The organism is Pandoraea pneumonica (assembly GCF_049918595.1).
GTDB classification, from domain to species: Bacteria; Pseudomonadota; Gammaproteobacteria; order Burkholderiales; family Burkholderiaceae; genus Pandoraea; species Pandoraea pneumonica_A.
This window is the reverse complement of sequence record NZ_JBNCRZ010000004.1, coordinates 737,365-762,169: the sequence shown is the minus strand read 5'-3', so window position 1 is coordinate 762,169 and position 24,805 is coordinate 737,365. Positions and strand designations below refer to the sequence as shown.

At 63.6% G+C, this 24,805-nt stretch carries 21 protein-coding genes; 8 read left to right on the top strand and 13 right to left on the bottom strand.

The window, feature by feature from the left end:
- Nucleotides 1–29: 29 nt before the first annotated feature.
- From ACPWR9_RS20015 to badH, 9 genes are all read right to left on the bottom strand, one after another.
- Nucleotides 30–2,804 (bottom strand): molybdopterin-dependent oxidoreductase, encoded by a 2,775-nt coding sequence (locus tag ACPWR9_RS20015; RefSeq protein WP_426330757.1) that lies wholly within the window; start codon nt 2,802–2,804, stop codon nt 30–32.
- A complete protein-coding gene (gene nirD / locus ACPWR9_RS20010; protein WP_426330759.1) occupies nt 2,801–3,142 on the bottom strand; it encodes a nitrite reductase small subunit NirD in 342 nt (113 codons plus the stop codon). The genes ACPWR9_RS20015 and nirD overlap by 4 nt, the downstream gene beginning before the upstream one ends.
- A gap of 10 nt (nt 3,143–3,152) precedes the next feature.
- Nucleotides 3,153–5,648: a nitrite reductase large subunit NirB gene (gene nirB / locus ACPWR9_RS20005; RefSeq protein ID WP_426330760.1), complete on the bottom strand. Its 2,496-nt coding sequence runs from the start codon at nt 5,646–5,648 to the stop codon at nt 3,153–3,155.
- A 341-nt stretch (nt 5,649–5,989) separates the two neighbouring features.
- A complete protein-coding gene (locus ACPWR9_RS20000; RefSeq protein WP_426330761.1) occupies nt 5,990–7,444 on the bottom strand; it encodes an MFS transporter in 1,455 nt (484 codons plus the stop codon).
- A 47-nt stretch (nt 7,445–7,491) separates the two neighbouring features.
- Complete coding sequence (locus ACPWR9_RS19995; RefSeq protein ID WP_426330762.1) at nt 7,492–8,661, bottom strand: acyl-CoA dehydrogenase family protein; 1,170 nt, start codon at nt 8,659–8,661, stop codon at nt 7,492–7,494.
- A 53-nt stretch (nt 8,662–8,714) separates the two neighbouring features.
- A complete protein-coding gene (gene aliA / locus ACPWR9_RS19990; RefSeq protein ID WP_426330763.1) occupies nt 8,715–10,358 on the bottom strand; it encodes a cyclohexanecarboxylate-CoA ligase in 1,644 nt (547 codons plus the stop codon).
- A 67-nt stretch (nt 10,359–10,425) separates the two neighbouring features.
- Complete coding sequence (aliB, locus tag ACPWR9_RS19985; RefSeq protein WP_426330764.1) at nt 10,426–11,580, bottom strand: cyclohexanecarboxyl-CoA dehydrogenase; 1,155 nt, start codon at nt 11,578–11,580, stop codon at nt 10,426–10,428.
- Between the two features lie 29 nt (nt 11,581–11,609).
- Nucleotides 11,610–12,392: a 2-ketocyclohexanecarboxyl-CoA hydrolase gene (gene badI / locus ACPWR9_RS19980; RefSeq protein WP_426330765.1), complete on the bottom strand. Its 783-nt coding sequence runs from the start codon at nt 12,390–12,392 to the stop codon at nt 11,610–11,612.
- A gap of 69 nt (nt 12,393–12,461) precedes the next feature.
- Nucleotides 12,462–13,229, bottom strand: a complete 768-nt coding sequence (badH, locus tag ACPWR9_RS19975) for a 2-hydroxycyclohexanecarboxyl-CoA dehydrogenase (RefSeq protein ID WP_426330766.1) — start codon at nt 13,227–13,229, stop codon at nt 12,462–12,464.
- A 145-nt stretch (nt 13,230–13,374) separates the two neighbouring features.
- Between badH and ACPWR9_RS19970 the strand changes: the two genes are divergently transcribed.
- The 6 genes from ACPWR9_RS19970 (at nt 13,375) to ACPWR9_RS19945 (ending at nt 19,260) form a co-directional block, all read left to right on the top strand.
- On the top strand, nt 13,375–13,911 hold the full coding sequence (locus ACPWR9_RS19970) for a MarR family winged helix-turn-helix transcriptional regulator (RefSeq protein WP_426330767.1): 537 nt from the start codon (nt 13,375–13,377) through the stop codon (nt 13,909–13,911).
- Between the two features lie 162 nt (nt 13,912–14,073).
- Complete coding sequence (locus tag ACPWR9_RS19965; protein ID WP_150680473.1) at nt 14,074–14,547, top strand: MarR family winged helix-turn-helix transcriptional regulator; 474 nt, start codon at nt 14,074–14,076, stop codon at nt 14,545–14,547.
- A gap of 3 nt (nt 14,548–14,550) precedes the next feature.
- Nucleotides 14,551–16,560, top strand: a complete 2,010-nt coding sequence (locus tag ACPWR9_RS19960; RefSeq protein WP_426330768.1) for an FUSC family protein — start codon at nt 14,551–14,553, stop codon at nt 16,558–16,560.
- Nucleotides 16,557–16,766 carry a DUF1656 domain-containing protein gene (locus tag ACPWR9_RS19955; RefSeq protein WP_150686086.1) on the top strand — a complete coding sequence of 70 codons (210 nt, stop codon included), beginning with the start codon at nt 16,557–16,559 and terminating at the stop codon, nt 16,764–16,766. The genes ACPWR9_RS19960 and ACPWR9_RS19955 overlap by 4 nt, the downstream gene beginning before the upstream one ends.
- Nucleotides 16,763–17,746: an efflux RND transporter periplasmic adaptor subunit gene (locus ACPWR9_RS19950; protein ID WP_426330769.1), complete on the top strand. Its 984-nt coding sequence runs from the start codon at nt 16,763–16,765 to the stop codon at nt 17,744–17,746. The genes ACPWR9_RS19955 and ACPWR9_RS19950 overlap by 4 nt, the downstream gene beginning before the upstream one ends.
- Before the next feature lie 17 nt (nt 17,747–17,763).
- Nucleotides 17,764–19,260, top strand: a complete 1,497-nt coding sequence (locus tag ACPWR9_RS19945; RefSeq protein ID WP_426331092.1) for an efflux transporter outer membrane subunit — start codon at nt 17,764–17,766, stop codon at nt 19,258–19,260.
- Between the two features lie 288 nt (nt 19,261–19,548).
- On the opposite strand, the gene ACPWR9_RS19940 is transcribed toward ACPWR9_RS19945, so the two are convergent.
- The 3 genes from ACPWR9_RS19940 to ACPWR9_RS19930 all read right to left on the bottom strand — a co-directional run bounded on the left by ACPWR9_RS19940 (nt 19,549) and on the right by ACPWR9_RS19930 (nt 21,886).
- Nucleotides 19,549–19,812 carry a DUF4148 domain-containing protein gene (locus ACPWR9_RS19940; RefSeq protein ID WP_426330771.1) on the bottom strand — a complete coding sequence of 88 codons (264 nt, stop codon included), beginning with the start codon at nt 19,810–19,812 and terminating at the stop codon, nt 19,549–19,551.
- Nucleotides 19,813–20,090: 278 nt separating this feature from the next.
- Nucleotides 20,091–20,858 (bottom strand): autoinducer binding domain-containing protein, encoded by a 768-nt coding sequence (locus ACPWR9_RS19935; protein ID WP_426330772.1) that lies wholly within the window; start codon nt 20,856–20,858, stop codon nt 20,091–20,093.
- Between the two features lie 134 nt (nt 20,859–20,992).
- A complete protein-coding gene (locus ACPWR9_RS19930) occupies nt 20,993–21,886 on the bottom strand; it encodes a LysR family transcriptional regulator (protein WP_426330773.1) in 894 nt (297 codons plus the stop codon).
- Nucleotides 21,887–22,011: 125 nt separating this feature from the next.
- Here ACPWR9_RS19930 and ACPWR9_RS19925 point away from each other — a divergent pair, with 125 nt between their 5' ends.
- Nucleotides 22,012–23,187 (top strand): MFS transporter, encoded by a 1,176-nt coding sequence (locus tag ACPWR9_RS19925; protein ID WP_426330774.1) that lies wholly within the window; start codon nt 22,012–22,014, stop codon nt 23,185–23,187.
- Here ACPWR9_RS19925 and ACPWR9_RS19920 read toward each other — a convergent pair.
- Nucleotides 23,099–24,040: a LysR family transcriptional regulator gene (locus ACPWR9_RS19920; protein ID WP_426330775.1), complete on the bottom strand. Its 942-nt coding sequence runs from the start codon at nt 24,038–24,040 to the stop codon at nt 23,099–23,101. The two genes, ACPWR9_RS19925 and ACPWR9_RS19920, sit on opposite strands and share 89 nt — an antisense overlap.
- Before the next feature lie 134 nt (nt 24,041–24,174).
- Between ACPWR9_RS19920 and ACPWR9_RS19915 the strand changes: the two genes are divergently transcribed.
- Complete coding sequence (locus ACPWR9_RS19915; RefSeq protein ID WP_426330776.1) at nt 24,175–24,771, top strand: nitroreductase family protein; 597 nt, start codon at nt 24,175–24,177, stop codon at nt 24,769–24,771.
- Nucleotides 24,772–24,805 lie beyond the last annotated feature (34 nt).

The window sequence follows — 24,805 nt, the reverse complement described above, 5'->3', positions numbered from 1 at the left end:
AAGTCCTGTGGGTAATGAACGGCCGTCGCTTACACGGCACCGGCAGTCGCCGGATGCTCGGGGACGACCGGTAACGCCTTGGCGCTCACGCACATGCGCTGCAATTCCGGCACGCACGATCCGCAAACCGTGCCGCAGCCGAGGGTTGTTTTGAGTTGTGTTACGTCGGCACCGGCCCCAATCGCCGCGGCGATGCTCGATGCCTTAACTTGTTTGCATTGGCACACCGTGCGGTCGCGCGATGCGCTGAGCGTTGCGGCACTGTCCGCCACGAAGACGGCATGCCGTGCGCGTGTCCACGGCGTGCCCTCGCGCACCCGTGCGAGCAACGATGTCGATCCGGCGATATCCGCTTCGCTGCCCGCCACGAGCACGCCCTCGATCACCGCACCCTGCCACGCCACGCGCTTGGTCATCGCGCGGCGCGCATCGCGGTATTCGAGCAACGCGTCGTCGCGCGGCAATCCCAACGCCGTATGCAAGCGTTCGAGCCAGTCGGCATCGGCCTGATCGTCGGCCGCCGACACGACCAAGCGGTCGTCGCCCTCAAGACGCACCGTCGCGAAGCGCCGCTCGGCAAGCAACGGCTGCACGGCCGCGTGCAATTGCAGTGCATCACCACGACATACCGCCGACACCCGCCACGGCAGCGTAAGCGGATCGACACGCACGGCCGCGTGCTTCAGTTCCGGTTGTTTCGAATACTTGTCGACGGCGCCCGTCGTCGTGTCGTTGACACCGCCGCCGCCGAGGAACTGGCCGCTCCAATGCATCGGCACGAAGACCGTGCCCGAGGCCACGTCGTCGCTCACCGCGAGCAGCAATACGCGTTCGCCGCGACGGCTCGACAGCCGCACAAAGTCCCCAGCACGCAGACTCCGCCGCGTTGCATCGGTCGGATGCATCGTCAGCGTCGGCTCGGGCGCATGGTCGAACAACTGCCCCACGCGCCCCGTGCGGCTCATGCCGTGCCACTGATCGCGCAGCCGTCCGGTAATCAGGCGGAACGGATGACGCGCGTTGATGGGTTCTGCGACCGGTTGATATTCGAATGCGTGAAAACGCGCGCGGCCATCTCCCGTGGCAAACACGCCGTCTTCATAGCGACGAGCCTGCCCCTGCGACGCGCCTGCTGGATACGGCCACTGCTGCGGGCCACGTTGCTCAAGCAATGCGTAGTCGAGTCCACCGATATCGAGATCGCGCCCGAGCGTGAGTTGTCGATGCTCATCGAAGATCGCTTCCGTCGAATCGAAGACGAACGGCTCGACCGGCGCGTCGAGCTTCGGTGCGAGACGCCGCGCCACTTCGCTCGCAATCCACCAGTCGGCACGTGCGGCACCGGGCGCATTGACGGCTGCACGCACGCGCGAAATACGTCGCTCCGAGTTGGTCACCGTACCGGTTTTCTCGCCCCAGCTCGACGCGGGCAGTAGCACGTCGGCAAAAGGCACGGTGTCGGTCTGACGAAACGCTTCTTGCACGACGACGAATTCCGCAGCATCGAGCGCCTCGCGCACGCGAGCGCTGTCGGGCATCGAATGCACAGGGTTCGTGCAGGCGATCCAGATCGCTTTGATGCGGCCGTCGCGCACGGCGTCGAACATCTCGACCGCAGGCAGGCCCGGGCGGTCCGACAGCCCTTGCACGCCCCACAATTGTTCGACTTCGGCACGATGCACCGCATTGCCAATCTCGCGATGGGCGGCGAGCATCGTCGCCAGACCGCCCACCTCCCGGCCACCCATGGCGTTGGGCTGTCCGGTGAGCGAAAACGGCCCTGCCCCAGCACGCCCGATTTGCCCGGTTGCCAGATGCAGATGAATCAACGCGAGATTCTTCTCCGTGCCGTGGCTCGACTGATTGAGCCCCATGCAATAGAGCGTGAGCGCCGCCGGGCTCTCGCCAAACCAGTCGGCGGCCTGACGCAGCGCCGACTCCTCGATGCCGCACACATCCGCCACGAGTTGCGGCGCATAGGCGCGCAGCACTTGCTTGAGCGCATCGAAGCCCTCGGTGTGCGCGTCGATGTAGCGGCGGTCGATGCGGCCTTCCCAAATCAGGTGATGCAACATGCCGTGGAACAGCGCAACATCGGTGCCCGGCACGATGGGCAGATGCAGGTCGGCCATCGCTGCCGTATCGGTGCGGCGCGGGTCGACGACAATCCAGCGAATCGACGGATCGGCGGCGCGGGCCGCTTCCAACCGGCGGAACAGCACCGGATGCGCGTAGGCCATGTTGCTGCCGGCGAAGATCACCGTCTTTGCCGCTTCGAGATCGTCGTAGCAGGTGGGCGGGCCGTCGGCGCCAAGCGCCATCTTGTAAGCACTCACGGCGCTCGACATGCACAGCCGCGAATTCGTATCGATGTTGTTGGTGCGCACCAGCCCTTTCGCGAGCTTGTTGAAGACGTAGTAGTCCTCGGTGAGCAGTTGACCCGACACGTAGAACGCGACGGCGTCCGGCCCGTGCTGCCGGATGATCTCGGCAAAGCGCGTGGCGACGGTACTCAATGCATCATCCCAAGTGGCAGGGAGACGATCGCCCTTGCGCGACGCGCGCATCTCGGGCATCAGCACGCGTCCGGCCAACGACTGGGCAGTGAGCGGCAACGTCATGCCTTTGCTGCACAAGCGCCCATAGTTCGCCGGATGTTCCGGATCGCCCTGCACGCCGACGATGCGCTCGCCGTCGCTCTCGACCAGCATGCCGCAGCCCACGCCGCAATAGCAGCAGGTCGTCTTCGTCACCGTCGTCGCAGGTGCCGGGATGGACGCGGAAGCCGGGGGCAGGCGGTTCATGTTTCGCAAACCGCTTCGTCGAACGACAACAACACGCCGTTGCCGTCGAGCCGCACGGCAAATCGCTGCGCGCAGCCCACATCGGGCGCACACGCCTCACCGGTCGCCAGATCGATATTCCAAGCGTGCAGCGGACATGTCACACGCTCACCGTGCACGATGCCCTGCGAGAGCGCGCCGCCCTTGTGCGGGCATTGATCGCGTAGCGCGAAAACCTTGTCGCTCTCAGTGCGAAAGAGCGCAATGTTGCCGTCGGGATGCGGCAACACACGCGTGCCCAGACGCGGAATCGCGTCGATGTCGCACACGTGCAGCCAGATCGGTTGAGACATTTCCATGGCGTTGTCCTCAGACGGTGGCGGGAGTGGCGGCCGCGACAGGAGCGGCGATGGCAGGCAGCGACGCAATCGGTGCAAGCGGCTGATACTCGCTCGCCTGCTTGCCATCGATACGGGCTTGCCACGGGTCGGGCAGCCCATCGAGTGCGTAAAGCAAGCGTTCGTAAAGCGCGCGACGATTGGCGGCGTCCTGCACCACGCGCTGCTTCACGTAGTCGAGTCCCACGCGCGCAAGGTAATGCACCGTGCGATCGAGGTAGTACGCTTCTTCGCGATAAAGCTGAAGGAACGCGCCGGTGTATTCCTTGACCTCTTCGGCGGTCTTCACCTTGACGAGGAACTGCGCGACTTCAGTCTTGATGCCGCCGTTGCCGCCCACGTACAGTTCCCAACCGGAATCGACAGCGATCACGCCGACGTCTTTGATGCCAGCCTCGGCGCAATTACGCGGGCAGCCCGACACGGCCAGCTTCACCTTGTGCGGCGACCACATGTTCGCGAGCATCGTTTCGAGATCGATCCCCATCTGCGTGCTGTTTTGCGTGCCGAAGCGGCAGAACTCGCTGCCGACGCAAGTCTTCACCGTGCGAATCGATTTGCCGTAGGCGTGCCCGGATGGCATGCCAAGATCGCGCCACACGCTCACGAGGTCTTCCTTCTTCACGCCGAGCAAGTCGATGCGCTGCCCGCCCGTGACTTTCACCATCGGAATCTGATACTTGTCGGCGACGTCGGCAATGCGGCGCAGTTCGCTCGCGTTCGTCACGCCGCCTTTCATCTGCGGCACGACCGAGAACGTGTTGTCCTTCTGGATGTTCGCGTGCACACGTTCGTTGACGAAGCGGCTTTGCGGATCGTCAACGGCCTCTTTCGGCCACGTGCTGAGCATGTAGTAGTTCAGCGCCGGGCGGCAGGTGGCACAGCCGTTGGGCGTGCGCCATTCGAGGAAGTCGTACGCGGCGCGATGCGACGTCAGACGATGCTCGCGCACGGCACGGCGCACGTCGGCGTGCGACAAGTCGGTGCAGCCGCAGATCGCCTTTTCTTTCGGCGTGGCGTCGTAGGTCGAGCCCAGCGTGCTCATCAGAATCTGTTCGCATAGGCCAGCGCACGAGCCGCAGGAGCTGGCCGCTTTCGTGTGCTTTTTCACCTCGTCGAGCGTGAACAACCCTTTCTCGGTGATCGCCTTGACGATGGTGCCTTTGCACACGCCGTTGCAGCCGCACACCTCGTCGGTGTCGGCCATGGCGGCCGCGCGGCTTTGCCCTTGCGTGCCAACGTCGCCCACACTCGATTCGCCGAACATGATGCTGTTGCGCAACTCACCCAACGCACGCCCTTCGCGCAACAGCTTGAAGTACCACGCGCCGTCTGCGGTGTCGCCGTACAGGCAGGCACCTACGAGCTTGTCGTCACGAATCACGAGTTTCTTGTAGACGCCGCCCGCGGGGTCGGACAACACGATTTCTTCGGTGCCTTCGCCGCCGAGAAAATCGCCCGCCGAAAACAGATCGATGCCGGTGACCTTGAGTTTGGTCGAGAGTACCGAGCCGCGATAGCTGCCGATGCCCATGAGCGCGAGGTGATTCGCGCAGACTTTGGCTTGTTCGAACAATGGCGCGACAAGGCCATACGCCACACCGCGATGGCTCACGCATTCACCGACGGCATAGATGCGAGGGTCGTAAGTCTGAAGCGTGTCCGAGACCACGATGCCGCGCGAGCAATACAAGCCCGCCGCCTCGGCGAGCGTCGTGTTGGGACGGATACCGGCGGCCATCACCACAAGGTCCGCAGCGATTTCGTCGCCGTTCGCGAAGCGGACCGCACGCACTGCGCCGGACGTATCGTCTTCACCATCGCCCAAAATCGCCGCTGTCTGATGCGACAGGCGGAAACTCAGCCCGCGTTCTTCCAACGACTGCTGCAACAGCTTGCCTGCCGTGGCATCGAGTTGTCGCTCCAGCAACGTCTCGGCCAGATGCACCACGGTGACGTCCATGCCGCGCAGCTTCAAACCGTTGGCGGCTTCCAACCCGAGTAGCCCGCCGCCGATCACCACCGCGTGGCGCTTGACCCGCGCCGTCTCGATCATCGTTTCGGTATCGCGGATGTCGCGATAGCTGATCACGCCGTCCAGATCCTTACCCGGCACGGGCAGGATGAATGGGCTGGAGCCGGTCGCGATCAGCAGCCGGTCGTAAGGCGCTTCGGTGCCATCGGCACAGCGCACCACGCGGCGCGGGCGGTCGATTTGCGTGACCTCTTTGCCCAGATGCAGCGTGATGCCTTTTTCCGCATACCAATCGAGCGGATTGAGCACGATGTCGGCAAACGACTGTTCGCCGGCGAGCACGGGCGAGAGCAGGATGCGGTTGTAGTTCGGATGCGGCTCGGCACCGAACACGGTGATGTCGTATTGATGCGGTGCGATTTCCAGCAGCTCCTCGAGCGTGCGGATTCCGGCCATGCCGTTGCCGATGACGACCAGACGAGGCTTGCGCATGTTGATTGCTCCTGTGGCAGCGCCCGAAAAACAAAACGGCGTCCGTCCGTGCCGCAGCACGGAGGGACGCCGTTGTCCTGTGGGTACAACGCAGGCTTGCCCCTGACGTCGCACCGGTATCGATGCCGGCGACGCCTTTGCCGCTGGCGTTAGTGCTTACGCAACAAGCATGCCAGCGAGCTCAGAACTATCGGCAAAGCGTTGCCGAATAAGGCGAAGGAGGGAGAACAGAGCAGACGACATGCTCGCCAGCGCGGTCTCGGTGCTGCACCGCAGCAGTGCATGATGCACGACATCCGCACCACGATGACGCGACTGGCCCACGATCCGGCATACGCCGATCAGCGCGTCATCCGTGGCGAATGTCCGCTCACTTGTGCGCCCGCGTTCGCAGGCAAGCGCGCACCGTCGATCAGACCGAGCAACGCCAGCGCGCCCATCGCGACGAAGGTCCAGCGAAAGCTCGCCGCGCTGTAGGGGCTGGCGCCGGCCACTTCGGTCATCTTGAGCACGAGTGCGCCGAGCGCGATGCCAAGACCGGAGGTCATCTGTTGCAATGCCGAGAACAGCGTGGAGGCGCCGCTCATGTCGTCGGGCGGCACGTCGGCAAAGCCCATCGTCGCCAGCGTGGTGAACTGCACCGAGCGGCAGATGCCGCCGAAGAGCAAAACGAGCGAGGTGATCCAAAACGGCGTCGTCGCGGTGAGCAACGCACACATCGCAAAACCGATCGCCACGAGTACGCCATTGCCGAGCAGCACGCCGCGAAACCCGAAGCGTCGCATGATCGGCGTGGTCGCGGGCTTGATGCCGAGATTGCCCGCGAACAGCGCCAGCATCAACAAGCCGGAGGTGACCGCGCTCATGCCGAACGCCAACTGGAACATGAGCGGCAACAGAAACGGCGCACTGCCGATGGCGATCCGGAACAGCGAGCCGCCCCACACCACCACCGCGAATGTCTGAACACGCATCGCGCCCAGATTGAGCAGCGGGTGCGGCGTGCGCAGAAAGTGTCGCACCGACCACGCCATCGCGACGCCCCCGATGACGAGGCACGCAATGACCATCGGCCAATCGGCGGGTGTGCGGCTGGCTAGCTCCACGCCGAACATCAACGCGCTGGCGCCGACACCGCTCGCGACAAAGCCCGCGAAGTCGAACGGCTTACGTTGCCCCGGTGACGGTTTGACCAACCAAAGCGCCGCCGCAAACGCAGCGATGCCCAGCGGCACGTTAATCAGGAAGATCCAATGCCAGCTCCATGTCGACGAGATGAAGCCGCCCAAGGCGGGCCCCAGCACTGGCGCGGCAAGACCTGGCCAAGTAATGGTGGCGATGGCGCGAACGAGCGCCGGTTTGGGGGTATTGCGCAAGACGACGAGCCGCCCGACAGGCACCATCATTGCCCCGGCCAGCCCCTGCAAGACGCGGCAGATCGTGAACATGCCAAGACTGGTGCTCATCGCGCAAAGCACCGACGCGATCGTGAACAACGCAATGGCCGACGGAAACACGCGGCGCGGCCCGAGCCGGTCGGCGAGCCAGCCACTCGCGGGAATAAACGCCGCGAGGGCCACCAGATACGCGGATAACCCGATGGAGAGCGCGGAAGGTGCGACGCCGAAGTCGTGCGCCATCGCGGGCAACGACGTCGTGATGATCGTCGCGTCGAGGTTCTCCATAAAGAAGGTCGACGCGACGAGCAACGGCAATGCCGTTTGCGAAACGGTCCGGGCGGGCTGCGCCGGTGGCAGGGATGACGATTGCGGGCCTTGCGATGACGAATCGGACACGACGGCAGCTCTTGGGGGCAGCGAACGCCAGCGAGTGTATTACAAGCTCAATCGTCCTGCATCAGCGCCCGGCCGATGATCAGTTGCTGAATCTGCGTCGTGCCTTCGTACAAACGCAGCAGGCGCACGTCGCGATAGAAGCGCTCGACCTTGTACTCGTTGATGTAGCCCGCGCCGCCGTGCACCTGCACGCCGCGATCGGCCACGCGCCCGACCATCTCCGTACAGAACAACTTCGCGCACGACGCCAGCATGCTCACTTCAGCATCACGCTTGCCTGCCGGTTTGGCGTCGTAGCGCTGCGCACAGTCCTGCACCATCGACCAGCCCGCATAAAGCTCGGCCTGACTGTCGGCGAGCATGGCCTGCACCAGTTGAAAGTCGCCGATGCGTTGCCCGAACTGCTTGCGCTCGCGCGCATAGGCAACCGCTTCATCGAGAATGCGTTTCGCCATGCCGCACGAGAGCGCGGCCACATGCAAGCGGCCACGGTCGAGCACCTTCATTGCTGTTTTGAAGCCCTTGCCCGCCTCGCCACCGATGATATTGGCGGCAGGTACGCGCACACCATCGAGCACGACGTCACAGGTTTTCGTGCCGCGCTGGCCCATCTTCTTGTCGGGTTTGCCGAGCGAAAGCCCCGGCGTATCGGCCGGAACGATGAACGCCGAGATGCCCCCCGCCCCTTCGCCGCCGGTGCGCGCCATCAGCGTGAACGCCCCGGCGCGCGGCGCATTCGTAATGAAACGCTTGGTGCCATCGATCACATAGTGCTCGCCGTCGAGCACGGCACGCGTCTTGAGCGCCGCCGGGTCGGACCCGGCATCTGGCTCGGTGAGCGCGAACGACATGATCAGATCGCCACTGGCCACGCGCGGCAGCAACTCGCTTTTCTGCGCTTCGGTGCCGTCCATCAGAATGCCCTGCGAGCCGATGCCGACGTTCGTGCCGAACACCGAACGGAACGCCAGCGACGTTTGCCCGAACTCGTACGCGACACGCACTTCCTGCGCCATCGACAGACCGATACCGCCGTATTCCTCGGGGATCGACAGGCCGAACAGGCCCATCTCCTTCATGTCGTCGACCAGCGCTGCCGGGACTTCGTCGTGTTCTTCGACGTCGTTCTCGGCGGGCATGAGCCGCTCGCGAATGAAACGTTGCACGCTCGCGAGCAGCAGCTCGAACGATTCGCTATCCAGTCCTTTCGATGTCATAAGCCGTATTTCCTCGATGCCTGTCCCGGCGACGATGCGTAGCGCACGGGCTCTCAGGTGCCCGCTTGCAGCATCTCGCGCAATTTGAATTTCTGTATCTTACCCGTGGGCGTGGTCGGCAGTGCATCACGCACTTCGAGCCGCTCGGGCCAGTACTGCCGCGCCACTTTATGCGACGCCAGAAATGCCGTGAGGTCGGTCAGATCGATGGCCTGCCCCGCGCGCGGCACCACCATCGCGCACGCGCGCTCGCCCAACCGTTCGTCCGGGTACGCGACGATGGCCACGGTCGCGACAGCCGGATGCCGGTACAGCAACGCTTCGATCTCGACCACCGGAATATTCTCGCCGCCGCGAATGATGACGTCCTTGCTGCGCCCGGCGATGCGCACGTAGCCCGTGGCATCGAGATAGGCGAGATCGCCAGTGTCGAACCAGCCCTGCGCATCGGTGCCGTTCCACTGTGCGCGTTTCAAATACCCGCCGAAGTTCGAACACGAGCGCACGAGCAGGCGTCCCGTCTCCCCCATGGGAACGTCTTGATCCTGCGCGTCGACCACGCGCAGTTCGACGCCGGGTAGCGGGCATCCGTCCGTGGTAGACGCGCGGGTATCGTCATCGTCGAGCCGCGTGAGCGTGACCGCGCCGTTCTCCGTCATGCCCCAGGCGGAGACGATCTTCGCCCCGAGTACGTTGCGCGCCTGCTCGACCACCGGCCCCGGAATCGGTGCCCCAGCGCACAAAAATGCGCGCAGGCTCGGCACCGGCTCGCCGCTCGCGGCAACGGCTTTGGTCAGGTCGGCCAAAAACGGCGTCGACGCCATCGTGAACGTCACGCCGTATTCACGGATTAACCGCACGGCGTGGTTCGGGTCCCATACATCGAGCATGACAGCGCTCGCGCCCAGCAAGACCGGCATCATCAGCCCGTACATGAAGCCGGTTTGATGGGCCAGCGGCGAGCCCATCAGAATGACGTCGTCTCGCCCCAGCCGCATGCGATCGGCGTAAGCCACGATATTCGAGAACGTGGTGTTCGCGCTGTGCATCACACCCTTCGGTTCGCCCGTCGTGCCCGACGTGTACATCAACTGCATCACGTCGTCGGGCCGCGCCCGGGCGGCTCGCAGGGTGGCGCGTTCGGCGTCGTTTGCCGCAGGTTCGCCCGACATCATCAGCGCGTTAAAGCTGTCGTCGCTATCGGTGTCGCCCACGACGATCACCTGCGCGAGCGACGGCAAGTCACGCTGTAATGCGCGCGCCATCGCCGCGTGATCGAAACCCCGGAATTGCTGCGGCACGATGAAGACCTTCGCCTCACCATGACGCAGCATGAACGACAGCTCTCGCTCGCGGAAGATGTGCATCAACGGGTTGAGTACCGCACCGAGTCGTGCGCACGCGAGATACGCCACCGCAAACACCCAGCCGTTCGGCAACTGACACGCCACGACATCGCCGCGCCCGACACCTCGTCGCAGCAGGCCGAGGGCAAGACGTTCGGCCGCATCGGCCAATGCGGCGTAAGTGAGCTGCGTGGTCTCGCCGGTGGCGGTGGACACTGCCGTGAGCGCCACCTTGTCGGGAAACGCCGCGAGCGCAGCGTCGAGGGCATCGTTAATCGTCCGCTCGGGCCACCAGCAGCGCGCCACGCTTTGCTCGCGCCGAGGGGGTAGCAACACCGCATCAAATTCCATCGCTTCGTCTCCTGTCTGTCTCTCGTTCTCGTTTTCGATGATGCTGGATGATGCTGGGCAATACGGCTTAGATCGGCACAGCCTCCCGCCCGGCTCGGGCGCGCGCGATGATCGTCTTCATGATCTGTGCCGTGCCGTCGCCAATCTGAAAGCCCAGCACGTCGCGCAGACGCTGCTCCAGCACGCCACGGTCGTAACCGCCGTGTCCGAACATCAACAGACATTGGTGAATGGCGTCGTAGGCGAGCTTCGGCCCCCACCACTTGCACATGGCCGCTTCTGCGCTGTGCGGCAACCCGCGATCCTTGAGCCAGAGCGTTTGCAGACACAGCAGGCGCGCGGCTTCCACCTGCGTGTCGAAGTCGGCGAGCGGATGCGATACGCCCTGAAACGCCGAGAGCGGTTTGCCGAACGCTTCGCGTTGCGCGACGTAATCCCACGTCTCGTCGAGCGACGCGCGGGCCACGGCCAACACTTGCAATCCGATAAGCGCGCGAGAGAAGTCGAAGCCCTGCATCACTTGAACGAAGCCCTCGCCGGGCGCGCCAAGCACGTGGTCGGTGTCGACGACGACGTTTTCGAAGAAGAGCGACCCGCGCCCGATCGCGCGCTGGCCATGACAATCGAAGCGTTGCCGCGTGATACCCGGCTGATCGAGCGGCACAAGAAATGCCGAGACGCCACGCGCGCCTGCCGAGATTTCGCCGGTGCGGGCGAAGACCACGGCAGCATCCGCCTGATCGGCGGCGGAGATCGACGTCTTCTCGCCGTTGAGCACATAGTGCGTGCCGTTGAAATCGGCGCGCATGCGCAGGCTTGCGGCGTCCGACCCACCACGGGGCTCGGTGAGCGCAATGGCGAGCAGCGTCTCGCCGCGCGTGAGCTTCGTGAGCCACGGCGTGACGACCTCCGGCTTGCCGTGGTCGGCCAGAATCTGCCCGTTGAGCGACGCGAGCAAATTGATGTACGACATGCTCAGGTCGGCACGCGCAATCGACTCATGAATCACACCGGCGGCGAGTCGCCCCATCCCCTGCCCGCCATAGGCTTCAGGCAATTCAGGCGCGATGAGACCCATCTCACCCATCTCGCGCATCAGTGCGCGGTCGAGCACTCGGGTTTTGTCGCGCTCGAGAAAACCGGGTGCGATGCGGTCCTGCGCGAAACGCTGGGTGTGTTCGGCTAACGCCATCAGGTCGTCGTCGAGATACGGGTTGTGCATAGCCCTGCTCCTTCTTTCGATGACGGCGCTTACTTGGCGTACTTGCGGAAGTCGGGTTTGCGCTTTTCTTGAAACGCACGCACGCCCTCGCGCGACTCTTCCGTCTCGTAATAGAGCTTGAGCGCGTACATCCCCATGCCTGCGATACCCGCCTGCTGCGCGGTGTCCATATTGAAAGAGCGCTTCGCGATGGCAATGGCCGTGGGGCTGCGCTCCATGATTTCGTCGCACCACTTCTGCACTTCGGCATCGAGTTGCTCGTGCGGCACCACGGTGTTGACGAGCCCCATGTCGAGCGCTTCGGCGGCGGTATAGCGGCGGCACAGATACCAAATTTCGCGGGCTTTCTTCTCGCCGACCACGCGTGCGAGAAACGCCGTGCCGAAGCCCGGGTCGACTGAGCCGACTTTCGGACCGACTTGCCCGAACACCGCTTTCTCCGAGGCGATAGTGAAGTCGCACAGCGTGCAGATCACGTTGCCGCCGCCAATGGCGTAGCCCTGCACGCGGGCGATCACCGGCTTCGGGACGTCGCGAATGGCGTTATGCAGTTCTTCCATCGGCAGGCCGATGGTGCCCCGTCCGTCGTACTGCCCTTCGTGTGCGGATTGATCGCCGCCCGTGCAAAACGCCTTCTCGCCAGCGCCCGCCAACACGATGCTGCCGATCTCGCGGTCGTAGCCCGCTTTGTTGATCGCGTGAATCAGTTCGTCGCAGGTCCGCCCGCGAAACGCATTCATCTTGTCGGGGCGGTTGATCGTGATCCATGCAGCGCCATTACGCACTTCGTAGCGAATGTCTTCGTAGTTCATCGTCTTGCTCCACGCCGGGGCGCGACGGCCTCGGCAGATGTCAGTGACTTGATGGAAATGAGGGCCAGGTCAGCCGTTCATCGTCAGACCGCCGGACACGCTCAACACCTGACCGGTAATGAACGCCGCGTCGTCGCAGGCGAAGAAGGCAATCGCGCCGGGGAGATCGTCCGGCTGGCCGATACGGCCGAGGGGAATCGCCTTGGTGAAGGCTTCGACGAGTTTTTCGGGATTGCCCGCGCCTTCCTTGTAATCGGCGAAGAGCGCCGTATCTGTCGGCCCCGGACACACCACATTGACCGTGATGCCGTGACGCGCATGCTCGCGGGCGAGCGTTTTCGAGAAGGCGACGATCCCGCCTTTACACGCGGCGTACACCGCTTCCCCCGACGAGCCGACCCGGGCCGCATCGGAGGCGATATTCACGATGCGTCCGCTGCGACGGGCGATCATTGCAGGCAATACCGCGTGATGCATATGCAGGGCACCCACCAGATTGATGGCGATCAGGCGCTCCCACTCTTGCGGCACCGTCTTGGTAAAAGGCTTGAAGATGTCCCACCCGGCGTTATTAACCAGCACGTCGATCGGGCCGAGTGCCTCCGCAGTCGCCGCAACAGCGGCGTCGACTTGCTCGCGCACGGTGATGTCGCAGGCAAACGCGTGCGCCCGGCCGCCCGCTGCCACAATCTCGCCCGCCACGCGCTCGGCAGCGCTCAGATCGCGGTCGAACACCGCCACCCCCGCCCCCTCCCGCGCCAACCGGTGCGACGTCGCCCCGCCGATACCGCCCCCACCGCCCGTCACAATGACGGTCTTGCCTTCGAAGCGCTGCATATCTCGTCTCCAGAGTTGCCAGCGGGCACGGTATCCTTGCTGACCTCGCAGGTATCACGCCCGCCCATCAAATTACGTCAACATATTGACGTATACTAGACATCACTTTGGCGATACGCAAGCGCTCGGCAGCGGAGTCTTTGATATGGATAACCCTAAGAATAAACTGGATATCACGCGCATGGAGCTGGCCAATCGGCTCTTCTTCCGGCTCTACCAATGCGCAAACATGTTGCATAAAACTGGTACGCGCGCGGTGGAGGATCTGGGTTTGACGACCCAGCAATGGGCCGTACTCGGCGCGCTCTCCCGCCCGGAGGTCCCGGACGGCATGAGCGTGGGCGATCTCGCGCGCTATTTGATGGTGAGCCGACAAAATCTGTCCGGACTGATTAGCCGAATGGAACGCGACGGCCACGTCGCCAGCGCGCCGGATGGACGGGATCGTCGCTCTCGGCTCGTCACGATGACGGAACACGGTCACGCGGTTTGGCACCGCGAGGCCGTGCCCCGCATTCACGACTATTACGGGCAAGCGCTCGACGAATTCTCGACCGGCGACATCACCCACACGCTCCACTACCTGCTCAAGCTCCTCGACAACATGAAGCAGATCGACGAGGCGGCAGGCTCGGAAAATGGGACGAGCGAGGACGGTGAAATCACCCGTCCGCAAAAATAAAACAGCCCCGCAGCGCGAAATATACGCGCTGCGGGGCTGTTTCTTTAGCCTACTCATCGGCTGAAAACCCAATGCTGGAAAGGACTTACGGGCATTCCTTCGTCTTGAGCAATACCGTATTAACTAGCATCCTAATTATTAGTTAACATATAATCTTTCTCCATGACCTCCCTAGAATCGCTCCGCTTCGCTTTCACCAGCCACTTGTTGCTGGCCGGTAAGCAGTGGCGCCAGTTATCGCAAAGCGCAATCGTCGAGTACGGCATTTCTGCCGCCAGCGCCGGGCCGCTGCTGTTCATCCGCCGTCTTGGCCAGGGTGTGCGTCAGGTCGAGCTTGCCGAATATGTCGGGCTCGAAGGCGCCTCGCTGGTTCGGCTGCTCGATCAGTTGTGCGCCGCCGGGCTCGTGCTGCGCGAAGTCGATGCCAGCGACCGGCGCGCCAACGCGCTGCGGCTGACGGAGGCTGGCGAAGCGCTCGCCGAAAAGCTCGAAATCGAACTCAGTCAGTTGCGCGCGAAGGTGTTTGCCAACGTGCCGCGCGAAGATTTCGAAGCGGTGCTGCGCGTGTTCGAAATTCTCTCCAGCGCGACCGGTCCCGACGCGACCATTCTCGCGATGGAGCCCCCAAAGAAGTAAACCGTGCTCAATTGGCCATCCTCACGCGACTGGATTTTCTCGATCAAGGCGTTTATCGCCTCGATGCTGGTGCTGTACATCGCCCTTGCGCTCGGTTTGCCGCGCCCCTACTGGGCGATGGCCACGGTGTATATCGTGTCGCATCCGCTCACTGGCGCGACGCGCTCCAAGGCGCTGTACCGGGTGCTTGGCACGCTGTTGGGCGCCGCAGCGTCGATCGTCTTCGTCCCGGCGCTGGTCAACACGCCTGAATTGTTGATGGCTGCGGTCGGTCTGTGGACCGGCACACTGCTCTATATCTCGTTGCTCCATCGCTCGCCGCGCAGCTATGTGTTTCTGCTCGCGTCGTACACGTTGCCGCTGATTGCCCTGCCCGCTGTCGGCACGCCCGATGGCATTTTCGATATTGCCGTCGCGCGCTCGGAAGAGATCATTCTCGGCATCGTCTGCGCGAGCGTGGTCGGTGCCATCGTCTTGCCCACGAGCGTGGCGAAGGTGTTGCACGACCGCTCGGGACGCTGGCTCGTCGACGCTGCACGCTGGACCATGGACATGCTCTCGGCCGACCCCGACGGCAAAGCCGCGCGCCACATGAGCCGCCATCGCATGGCCGCCGACATTCTGGCGCTCGATCAGTTGATCAGTCAGCTTTCGTACGATGCCGACACCTCGGCGCGTGTGCGCGATGCGCAGGAACTGCGCGGGCGCATGACGATGATGATGCCAGTGCTCTCGACCGTCGCGTCGCTCGTGCAGACGCTTCGTCAGCATCCGCAAGGTGCCCCCGAAGCGCTCGAAGCCAAGATGGCCGACGTGGTGGCCTGGCTGCGCGAAGGCGCGCCGTCGCCCGCCCCCGCGCATTTGCTTCAGCCAGTGCAAGCCGTGCAACCGGCGGGCGAAGCCTCCGATTGGTATAGCGCGCTCGTCTCCGCGACCGAAGACCGCCTGCGCTCGCTGGTGCAACTCTGGCAAGACTGCGTCGCGCTGCAACGCCGTTTCGGTCAGGCCGACGATGCGCCGGAATGGAAGCCAGCTTTCCCTTATTGGGAACTAGGCGGCGCCCGTCACTACGACCACGGTCTGCTGCTGTTCTCGACGATCTCTGCGGCGCTGTGCACGTTCTTGATGGGCATGGCGTGGATCTATACCGGCTGGAACGACGGTGCCGCTGGCGTCTCGCTCGGTGCTGTGGCCTGCTGTTTCTTCGCCGCCATGGACGAACCCGCGCCGTTCATCCGCTCGTTCTTTTGGGCGACGGCCGTGTGCGTGGTGTTTGCCGCCGTGTACGTGTTCTTCATCCTGACGAACGCCCACGACTTCGGTCTGCTCGTCGCGATGTTTGCCGTGCCGTATCTGCTGCTCGGCACATTCATTCCGCAGCCGCGCTTCACGATGGTGGCGATGCTCGTGGCGGTGAATACCGCGAGCTTCGTCGGCATTCAGGGCGGTTACAGCGCCGACTTTTCGGCGTTCTTCAACAGCAACCTGGCAGGTCTCGCCGGGGTGTTGTTCGCATTGCTCTGGACGTTACAGACGCGCCCCTTCGGCACGCGCGTCGCCATGCGGCGGCTGATTCATTCGAGCTGGCGCGACATCGCGAAGAACGCGGTGGGCCGCTCGGTCGCCGAACACGGCCGTCTGCGTGCTCGCCTGCTCGACCGCCTCGGTCAGTTGGTGCCGCGACTGGCCGCCAGCGAGAGCGAAACGTCGAGCGACGGCTTTACCGAAGTGCGCGTCGAACTCTCGGCGCTGGCGTTGCAGCGCGAGCTGCCGCATTTGAATTCCTCGCAGCGCGATGCCGTACAGGCCGTGCTCACCGACGTGGCGCGCTTTTATCAGTCGCGACTCGACGAACAAGTGAGCGAGCCCGACGTCACGCTGCACGACAAACTGCTGGGCGCGGTGCGCTCGTTGGTGGCTCATAGCGATCAGGCTGCGCGCAGTGCGCGCGCCTCGCTCATGGACATCCACGTTGCGCTGTTCCCGACCACACGACCTGAGAGTGCCCAATGAGCGGAGAGATCGACATCTACGGCGTTTTTGTGCCGATGCTGCTGGCCCTGATGATCGTGGCCTTCGTGCTGACAGGTGCGCTGCGCTTCGTGCTCGCGCGCATCGGCTTTTACAAGCTGGTCTGGCACCGTTCGTTATTCAACCTTGCTGTGTACATCATTGCGCTGGGCGGCATTGTCGCTATCGTGCGCGCCTGTCAATCATGAAACTGAAACTTCGCTCTCTTGGCCCCGTCGTTTTGACGCTTGGCGTCTCCGTCGTTGCGGTCTTCGTGCTCCTGCATTTGTGGGACTACTACACCGTCGCCCCGTGGACACGTGACGGCCGCATTCGCGCCGACATCGTGCAGGTCGCCCCCGACGTCTCCGGCCTCATCACCGACGTGGAAGTCAAAGACAACCAGCCCGTGCATCGCGGCGACCTCCTCTTCGTGATCGACCGCGACCGCTACACGCTGGCGCTGCAACAAGCCGAAGCCAACGCCGCCGCACTGCGCGCCACGCTGGCACAATCGCGCCGCGAGAACGCCCGGAATCATCAACTGACCGAAGTTGTCGCGAAGGAAGTCGTCGAAGCCGGTCAGGCGAAGGTGGAATCGGGTGAGGCCGCGCTGGCCCAAGCCACAGCCGCCGTGCAGCTCGCCAAGCTCAATCTCGAACGCACCCGCGTGCTGGCACCGGCCGACGGCTACCTGAACGACCGCCTGCCGCGCGTGGGCGACTATGTGAGCACGGGCCGCCCGGTGCTCTCGATGGTCGATGCCAACTCGCTGCATGTGGAAGGCTATTTCGAAGAAACGAAGATGCGCGGCATTCACATCGGCGACAAGGTCGAAGTGCGCCTGATGGGCGAGCGTCATGTGCTGCGCGGTCACGTGCAGAGCATCGTCGCGGGCATTGAAGATCGCGACCGCACCAGCGGCGCGTCGATGCTGCCGAACATCAACCCGACATTCAACTGGGTGCGTCTTGCCCAGCGCATTCCGGTGCGCATTGCACTCGACGATGTGCCCAAGGACATGCGGCTCGTCGCCGGCCGCACCGCGACGGTGACCGTCGTGGAAGATCAGCGCGGCAAATCTAAGGAAGGCAATCCGTCGAAGGCTGCTGAGGCCACCACCAGCGCTGCGCAGACGCAAGTCGCTGCCGCGCGCACGACCGGTTCCCTTCAGGGAGCTCAGCAGTGAAAACGAGATTTTTGTTGATGAGTGCGGTGGCCGCTGCCGCTGCACTCGTCGCCGGATGTACCACCGTCGGCCCCGACTACCATCTGCCGGAAAACTCGGTGATGCGCTCGGCGCAAGCCAACGGCCCGATTGCCACGGCGAATCAACGCGCCGTGTCGATCGGCGAGGTGCCCGACGACTGGTGGCAACTCTATGACGACGCGAAACTCGACGCGCTCGTGAAGCACGCGCTGGCCGCCAATACCAATGTGCGCGTCGCGGTCGCTAACGTGCAGCGCGCCATTGCGATGTATCACGAAGTCGAATCGGAAAACCTGCCGCAAGGCGGTGTGGAAGCCAACGCGGCGCGTGCACAGCTCTCGGGCGAGAGTTTCCTTCAGGAAGAGAAGCTGCCGGTCATCAACCTGGCCGCCGCCGCACTGTCGATCTCGTATCAGATCGACTTCTTCGGCAAGCTCGCACGAGCCGATGAAGCCGCCCTCGCTGCGGCCGAAGCCAGCCATGCGGCCCTCGATGTGGCCCGCGTGAGCGTGGCCGCCGAAACAGTGCGCGCTTACGTGCAAAGCTGCGCGGCCAATCACGAATACGACATCGCGAACGATCAACTGAAGTTGCAGGAAAAGAGCGTGGCGATCACGCGCAAGCTGGTCGACGTCGGCCGCGATCAGCCGACCGATCTGCTGCGTGCACAGGCACAAGCCGACACGCTGCGTGCTGCCCTGCCCCACTTCAAAGCACAGCACGAAGCGGCCACGTACCGGCTCGCCGTGATGCTCGGCAAGGTGCCCGGCTCGCTCGATGCGAGCGTGACCGAGTGCCGTCAGATTCCGCAACTCAAGCAAGCATTGCCGGTTGGCGACGGCACGGCGCTACTCAAGCGCCGCCCCGACGTGCGTCAGGCCGAGCGCGAATTGGCCTCGGCCACTGCGAAGATCGGTGTTGCCACCGCGGACCTGTATCCGTCGATTCGCATCGGCGCATCGGTAGGCGCAAGCGGCATGCTCGAACACTTCGGACAAGGCCGTACGGAGCAGTGGAGCGTCGGCCCGATGATTACGTGGTCGTTGCCGACCAACGGCGTGCGCGCCCACATCAAGGGCATGGAAGCGGGCGCCGATGCCGCACTGGCTCACTTCGACGGTGTGGTGCTCAAGGCGCTGCAAGAAACGCAGACGTCGCTCTCGGCGTACACCCACGAACTGGAGCGCGACGACGCGTTGCGCGACGCACGCGACAAGTCGCGGCAGGCCGCCGATCAGAACCGCCAGTTGTATCAGGCCGGACGCGCGCCTTACCTCACGAGTCTCGACGCGGATCGCACGCACGCGAGCACGGAAGCGGCGCTGGCCGCCTCGCAAACTCAGGTGGCGATGGATCAGATCAACCTGTTCCTCGCGCTTGGCGGCGGCTGGCAATCGAGCGCTGCTGCCGATGCCACGTCGCTAGCCGAGTCGCATGCAAAGCAAAACGCGGCGAAGGGCACGTCTGAAGCCTCGGAAGTGAAAACGAACTAAACCTGCTGCGCCCATGCGGCGCTGGATGCGAAGTCCAAATACCGAAAAGCGGATGCTGTCGAAAGACGCATCCGCTTTTTGTTTCGTCGCGATCACGAGAAAGGGAATTGGTGCCCCAGAAACACACAAGCCCCGTCGGGAACGAATCCTCGGGCGGGGCTGTGGTAATTGACGCGGTACGGCGTCGGGGCGATTCGCGCGGCGCGGGCGGGACCGTCGTGGTCAGGCGGGCCGTCGGCGAATCAGGTACAGCGTTTACAACACATCAAACTGACAACGTGCGCTGGCTTAGTTGGTCATCGGTTGCGTTGCGACACCTTGCTGCGCTGCTTCAATTTCGGCCGTACGTTTTTGCAATTGCACCGATTGTTCGTAGGTGTACGGGAAGTTGAATTCCGTCACCGGCGAAAGACCGAGTTCACGCGCCGCTTGCAGTTCAGCGCGCACATGCGCACGTGTGACACCACCGGTTTGTGTCTGATCGGCGAATGCCGAGCCGGCAGCCATGGCAAAGCCAACGAGCGCGACGGCAGTCAACAGGTTCTTTTTCATGGAAAACTCCTTTTATCGTTAATTTGTCGCTCAGGAACCGAAAACCGCATGCGAATCAGCTTTCGTCCTGAGTAAATTATAGTTTTCCCCTAGCAATGAGCCAGCCCGAATGCGACAACACACTGTTTCGCAAAAGCTGTTAAATCGCGTGGAATTGGGAACTAAATGGCGCGGAAATGGCGCCCAAATTGCAGATCATCGACCGCGAGATGGCATCGATCTCTCGAAGATCGAGCCATCTCGTCATGCGGGAATTGAAGGGGCAGTTTTCCGGAAAATCAGGGGGCGATTAAACCGCTGCTAATTGCAGCAGCAATCGCCTGATGCCGGTTCACAGCGCCGAGTTTGCGCTTGGCGTTATTGATGTGGAAAGTCACGGTGTGCTCGGAGATCTTCAGAATCAGGCCGATCTCCCACGCCGTTTTCCCGCGCGCAGCCCACAGCAAGCTTTCGACTTCGCGCGGGCTCAGCTTGCCCGCGCTGCGACTCGCCACCCACTGCATGTCGAGTTGTTGCACGGCCTGATGGAAATACAGCGCGCTCAGATAAATGTCGCCCATCATCCGCCCTTCATGCTCGGCGCACTCCTCGGGCGATTGTGGTGTCGCTGCGGTGAAAATCGCACGCTCGCCCGCCGCCCCATAGAGCGGAATCGTCACGCCACACCCCAGCCCATGCTCGCGAGCATCCGCGAAAATCGGATGTGGCCGTTTCTGTGTGAGAAACGAGCGCCAGAGAATGGGCAACGGGGAGAGGTTTGCCGCGATGAGCACCGGGTCGACTTCCGCGTATCCCGCGACCTGGTAACGCTCGATCCACGCGCCTGGAAATGTCGTGAAGATGTGGCGGCTCGGCATGCCCTCGGCGGTAATGCGCTCGTCGCCTGCGTGGAACGCCGCCGCCTCGCGCTCGCGGCGCGGCAGCAACGGTGCATAGAACAACGAGTGATAACCCAGTGCGTGCGTCAGTTGCTGAAATTCCGCGTCAAGCGCCTCGACCGAGCGGGCGCTGAGGAGCCCCTCATATCGGTAAAGATTGTGATGCATTTCGAATTGCACGTTCTTGTTAGATGCCGATGTTCGCGCATTGTAGTCCGAGCTTCGCATTTTGCGGATAGTTATTTTGGGCAGTAAAACAACACGCCTTGTTGACGTGGACTGCCAATTATTAACATGCGACATCATGTCGCGCTGCCCAGACCTTCAAGCGCTTGCAACACACGGCGAAGTCCCGGGGCCAGCGGTTTATCTTGACGTACCACGATCGCCAGCGTGCGGGCGAGATCCGGCGTCAATGCAGCAATGCGCAAACCTCGCCGATGGTGCGCGGCACTCACTGCCATACGCGGCACGATGCTATAGCCCAGTCCGGCCGCCACCATCTCTTTGATGGCTTCGATACTCCCCAATGCCATCACCGGACGAATGCGCAATCCCGCCTGCAAAAACCACTCGTCGATCAACAGGCGCGTGCTGCTCCCCGACTCGAACGCCACCATGGGGGCCGCGGCAAGCGCATGCGGTGTGATTTCCTCCGGCCACGCTTGTTCGCTCAGCGGCGCGATGGCGACAAACTCGTCGCGCAGCACCGGCGTGATATGCAAGCTGCGCCCGGCGGCAGGCAACGTGACGAGTCCCACGTCGAGACGGTTTTCCGTCACCGCTGCCACCACGTCGTCGGTGTTGCCGGTGCTCACGCGAATGTCGAGTGCCGGATGCCGCTTGCGCATCGTGCGCAGCATCGGCGGCAACAAGTGGATGCAGGCGGTCGCGCCGGTGCCAATGGCGACTTCGCCTGCAATGCCTTGTGCATGTGTGGAGAGCGCCTGCAAAGCCTCTTCGACGGCCGCGTCGATCCGGTGTGCATGTTCGAGCAATGTCAGCCCGGCGGACGACGGCTTGAGCCGCTTGCCCACGCGCTCGATCAAGCGCACGTTCAGGCGCTGTTCCAACTGCCGCACCTGAAGGCTCACGGCGGGTTGCGACAGATCGAGACGATCGGCCGCAGCGGAGAAGCTGCCCGCGTCGATGACCTCGGCAAAGGTATGCAGTTGATCCAGATTCAGGCGTCGCATCTCAAAGTTTCCCTTATGGATCGAATAAGATGCCAAGACTTTACCAAGAGATGGCCTGCGCGCACTATGACAAGCCTCCGCCTCTCATTCGTTGCCGCCCATCCCGGCATGCTCCGGACATCGCCATGCCCACCGTCGTCACGCTAGGTCTCGCACAGCTCATCAACTGGGGCGTGAGCTTTTATCTGCCCGGTGCATTCGCGTGGCGTATCGTGCACGCCACCGGCTGGGCGCAGACGGTCGTATTTGCCGGGCCGTCGCTCGCCATGCTCGTGATGGCGGCCGTCTCGCCGTACTCTGGTCGCTGGCTCGAACGCTTCGGCGGCCGGCGCGTGATGTGCGCGGGCACGCTCATCTGCTCGGCGGGTTGTGCGGTGCTTGCCACCAGCACGACGCTCGTACAGTTCTTTGCCGCGTGGTGTTTGCTCGGCGTTGGCATGCGGCTATCGCTCTACGACGCGGCCTTCGCGACGCTCGCCACGCTCTACGGTGCAGCCGCCCGCCGCCCCATGACGCAGATCACGCTAATGGGTGGATTTGCCACGACGGTTTTCTGGCCGCTGGGGAATTGGCTGGGCGACGCATGGGGTTGGCGCGCAGGCGTGTGGGTCTTTGGCGGGTTCGGTCTGATCGCATGGGGCTTGTTGCGCAGCCTGCCGCCGACGCCCCCGCGCGGGGTCACCGCAGGCGAGCGCCCCGCAGCGGCCACCGCCTTGCCGTGGCGTCCTGCCCTGCTCTACGGCGGCGTGATGGCGCTGGTCTCGATCTTGTCGTCGGGTCTGGCTGCGCATTTGACGTCCTTGCTCGGCGCCTACGGCTTGCCTGTCGGCCTCGCGGCGCTATGGGGTGTGGGGCAGGTTTGTGCCCGCATGTTGGAATGGCTGCAACCGCGTCAGGCAAGCGCGGTGAAGCTCAACGTCGTGGTCGGATGTGGCTTGCCGCTGTGCTTTGCGTTGGGGATCGCGGGAATGTCGTCGCTGATGGCGGCCGCCGCATTCATCTTTTTGTACGGCGCACTCAACGGTCTGGCGACCCTGTTGCGCGCCAGCTTGCCGCTCGAACTCTTCGCCCACGGGGCCTATGCCCGTGCGTTAGGTACGCTGTTGACACCGGCATTCGCCTTCGCAGCGCTCTCGCCATGGGGTTACGCGCTGGCGAGACAGCAATGGGGCGACCTCGCGATTCTCTGGGTGTCGCTCGCCATCGGCCTGCTTATCGCGTGTGCGGCGCTAGCGCTGCTGCGTCTGGCGCAGCAAGTGCCTGTTCCACAAACGCCCGCAGAAACTCGATCCACGACTTGACCTTCGCGTCGAGATACAGCCGCGACGCGTACACGGCATACACGTACGTGCCCTGCAATTCGTAGTCGGGCAGCACGCGCACCAGCGCGCCACTTTGCAGTGCGGGCAATGCCGAGAGCAACGGCACCGGCCCCACGCCGCATCCGCTGATAAGCGCCGCCGCCAGCGAATCGGCGGTATTCACACGCAGACGGCCCGTAGGCACAGCGACTTTCACGCGGCCATCCGGGCCTTCGAAATGCCAGTGATCGACCGAATAGTGCGGCGCGACGAGCCGCACTTGCGTGTGCTGCGCCAGTTCGTCCAGTGAGCCGGGCGCGCCGTGCATTTCAAGGTAGAGCGGCGCAGCGCACAGCACCGATGCCATGCGGCAGATACGCGTGGAGACGAGGCCGGAGTCTGGCAATTGCGATGTGGCCAGTCGCAGCGACACGTCGATATTCTCTTCAAGCAGGTCGGGCACACGCGACGACAGCAGCAGGTCGGCCTGCACGTCGGGGTATTGCTCAAGAAAACGCGCCAGCGCGGGGATAACGAACACTTGTCCGAAGCTTGCCGGGGCGTGCAGGCGCAGCGTGCCACTTGGCGCGGCCGAGGCGGCCCCTGCTTCCGCCTCGGAGACGTCGACCATCGCGATGATGTCGCGGCAGCGCGCCAGATAGCGATGACCGGCGTCGGTCAGTGCCAGCTTGCGTGTCGTGCGATGCAATAGCCGCGTGCGCAGGTGCGCTTCAAGCTCCGAGACGGCCTTCGATGCCTGTGCCGTGGTCATGTCGAGCGCGCGCGCCGCACCGGCAAAGCTCGCCGCATCGGCCACGCGCACGAAGATCCGCATGTTCTTGAGAGTGTTCATGGAGCGTCATGATATATGCACGTGCCGCGATATTGGTTGGGATCGTGGCGTCGGCTTGGTATGCTTGCGGCCCGTTGCACTGTCTTCATCCTGCTCCACCCAATTTCACCCACTTCGCTTACGAGACGCTCCGTATGACCGATACGACACCCCGCCAAGCCGACCATCCGATCGATCCACAATTCGTGGCCCGCTGGTCGCCGCGCGCGTTCACCGACGAAACGCTGCCCGAAGCCACCCTGAACACGTTCTTCGAAGCCGCCCGCTGGGCCCCCTCGGCGTATAACGCGCAGCCGTGGCGCTTCGTCTATGCGCGCCGTGGCACGCCGCGCTGGGTGCAGTTCGTTGGTTTCCTCAACGAATTCAACCAAAGCTGGGCCAAGCACGCGGCCGCCATCGTCATCGTGATCTCCAAGTCGACACTGACGCCGCCGGGCTCGCAGCAAGAAGTCCCGGCAACGACGCATGCGCTGGACACCGGCGCGGCGTGGGGCTACCTCGCACTGCAAGCCTCGCTCTCGGGCTGGGCCACGCACGCAATGGCCGGTATCGAACACGACAAGATCCGCAACGAACTCGATCTGTCGTCGAAGTACACCATCGAGGCCGCTATCGCCATCGGCCGCCCGGGCGACCCCGCCACGCTGCCGGAAGGCCTGCGTTCGCGCGAAGTGCCGAGCCCGCGCGAGCCGCTCGCCAAGATCGCCGCAGAAGGCCGCTTCGCGTTCTGATGCGTCGACCGGCGGCGTGAAATTCGCCGCCCGC

What these genes read in the sequence shown, in the direction of transcription:
- ACPWR9_RS19965 (WP_150680473.1), top strand. Translation starts at nt 14,074, where the DNA reads ATGACCTCCCTAGAATCGCTCCGCTTCGCTTTCACCAGCCACTTGTTG.
- nirB (WP_426330760.1), bottom strand. Translation starts at nt 5,648, where the DNA reads ATGCGCAAGCCTCGTCTGGTCGTCATCGGCAACGGCATGGCCGGAATC.
- ACPWR9_RS19930 (WP_426330773.1), bottom strand. Translation starts at nt 21,886, where the DNA reads ATGCGACGCCTGAATCTGGATCAACTGCATACCTTTGCCGAGGTCATC.
- ACPWR9_RS19970 (WP_426330767.1), top strand. Translation starts at nt 13,375, where the DNA reads ATGGATAACCCTAAGAATAAACTGGATATCACGCGCATGGAGCTGGCC.
- ACPWR9_RS19955 (WP_150686086.1), top strand. Translation starts at nt 16,557, where the DNA reads ATGAGCGGAGAGATCGACATCTACGGCGTTTTTGTGCCGATGCTGCTG.
- ACPWR9_RS19945 (WP_426331092.1), top strand. Translation starts at nt 17,764, where the DNA reads ATGAGTGCGGTGGCCGCTGCCGCTGCACTCGTCGCCGGATGTACCACC.
- ACPWR9_RS19940 (WP_426330771.1), bottom strand. Translation starts at nt 19,812, where the DNA reads ATGAAAAAGAACCTGTTGACTGCCGTCGCGCTCGTTGGCTTTGCCATG.
- aliB (WP_426330764.1), bottom strand. Translation starts at nt 11,580, where the DNA reads ATGCACAACCCGTATCTCGACGACGACCTGATGGCGTTAGCCGAACAC.
- nirD (WP_426330759.1), bottom strand. Translation starts at nt 3,142, where the DNA reads ATGGAAATGTCTCAACCGATCTGGCTGCACGTGTGCGACATCGACGCG.
- ACPWR9_RS20015 (WP_426330757.1), bottom strand. Translation starts at nt 2,804, where the DNA reads ATGAACCGCCTGCCCCCGGCTTCCGCGTCCATCCCGGCACCTGCGACG.
- ACPWR9_RS19925 (WP_426330774.1), top strand. Translation starts at nt 22,012, where the DNA reads ATGCCCACCGTCGTCACGCTAGGTCTCGCACAGCTCATCAACTGGGGC.
- ACPWR9_RS19915 (WP_426330776.1), top strand. Translation starts at nt 24,175, where the DNA reads ATGACCGATACGACACCCCGCCAAGCCGACCATCCGATCGATCCACAA.
- ACPWR9_RS19995 (WP_426330762.1), bottom strand. Translation starts at nt 8,661, where the DNA reads ATGACATCGAAAGGACTGGATAGCGAATCGTTCGAGCTGCTGCTCGCG.
- ACPWR9_RS19920 (WP_426330775.1), bottom strand. Translation starts at nt 24,040, where the DNA reads ATGAACACTCTCAAGAACATGCGGATCTTCGTGCGCGTGGCCGATGCG.
- ACPWR9_RS19950 (WP_426330769.1), top strand. Translation starts at nt 16,763, where the DNA reads ATGAAACTGAAACTTCGCTCTCTTGGCCCCGTCGTTTTGACGCTTGGC.
- badH (WP_426330766.1), bottom strand. Translation starts at nt 13,229, where the DNA reads ATGCAGCGCTTCGAAGGCAAGACCGTCATTGTGACGGGCGGTGGGGGC.
- aliA (WP_426330763.1), bottom strand. Translation starts at nt 10,358, where the DNA reads ATGGAATTTGATGCGGTGTTGCTACCCCCTCGGCGCGAGCAAAGCGTG.
- badI (WP_426330765.1), bottom strand. Translation starts at nt 12,392, where the DNA reads ATGAACTACGAAGACATTCGCTACGAAGTGCGTAATGGCGCTGCATGG.
- ACPWR9_RS19935 (WP_426330772.1), bottom strand. Translation starts at nt 20,858, where the DNA reads ATGCATCACAATCTTTACCGATATGAGGGGCTCCTCAGCGCCCGCTCG.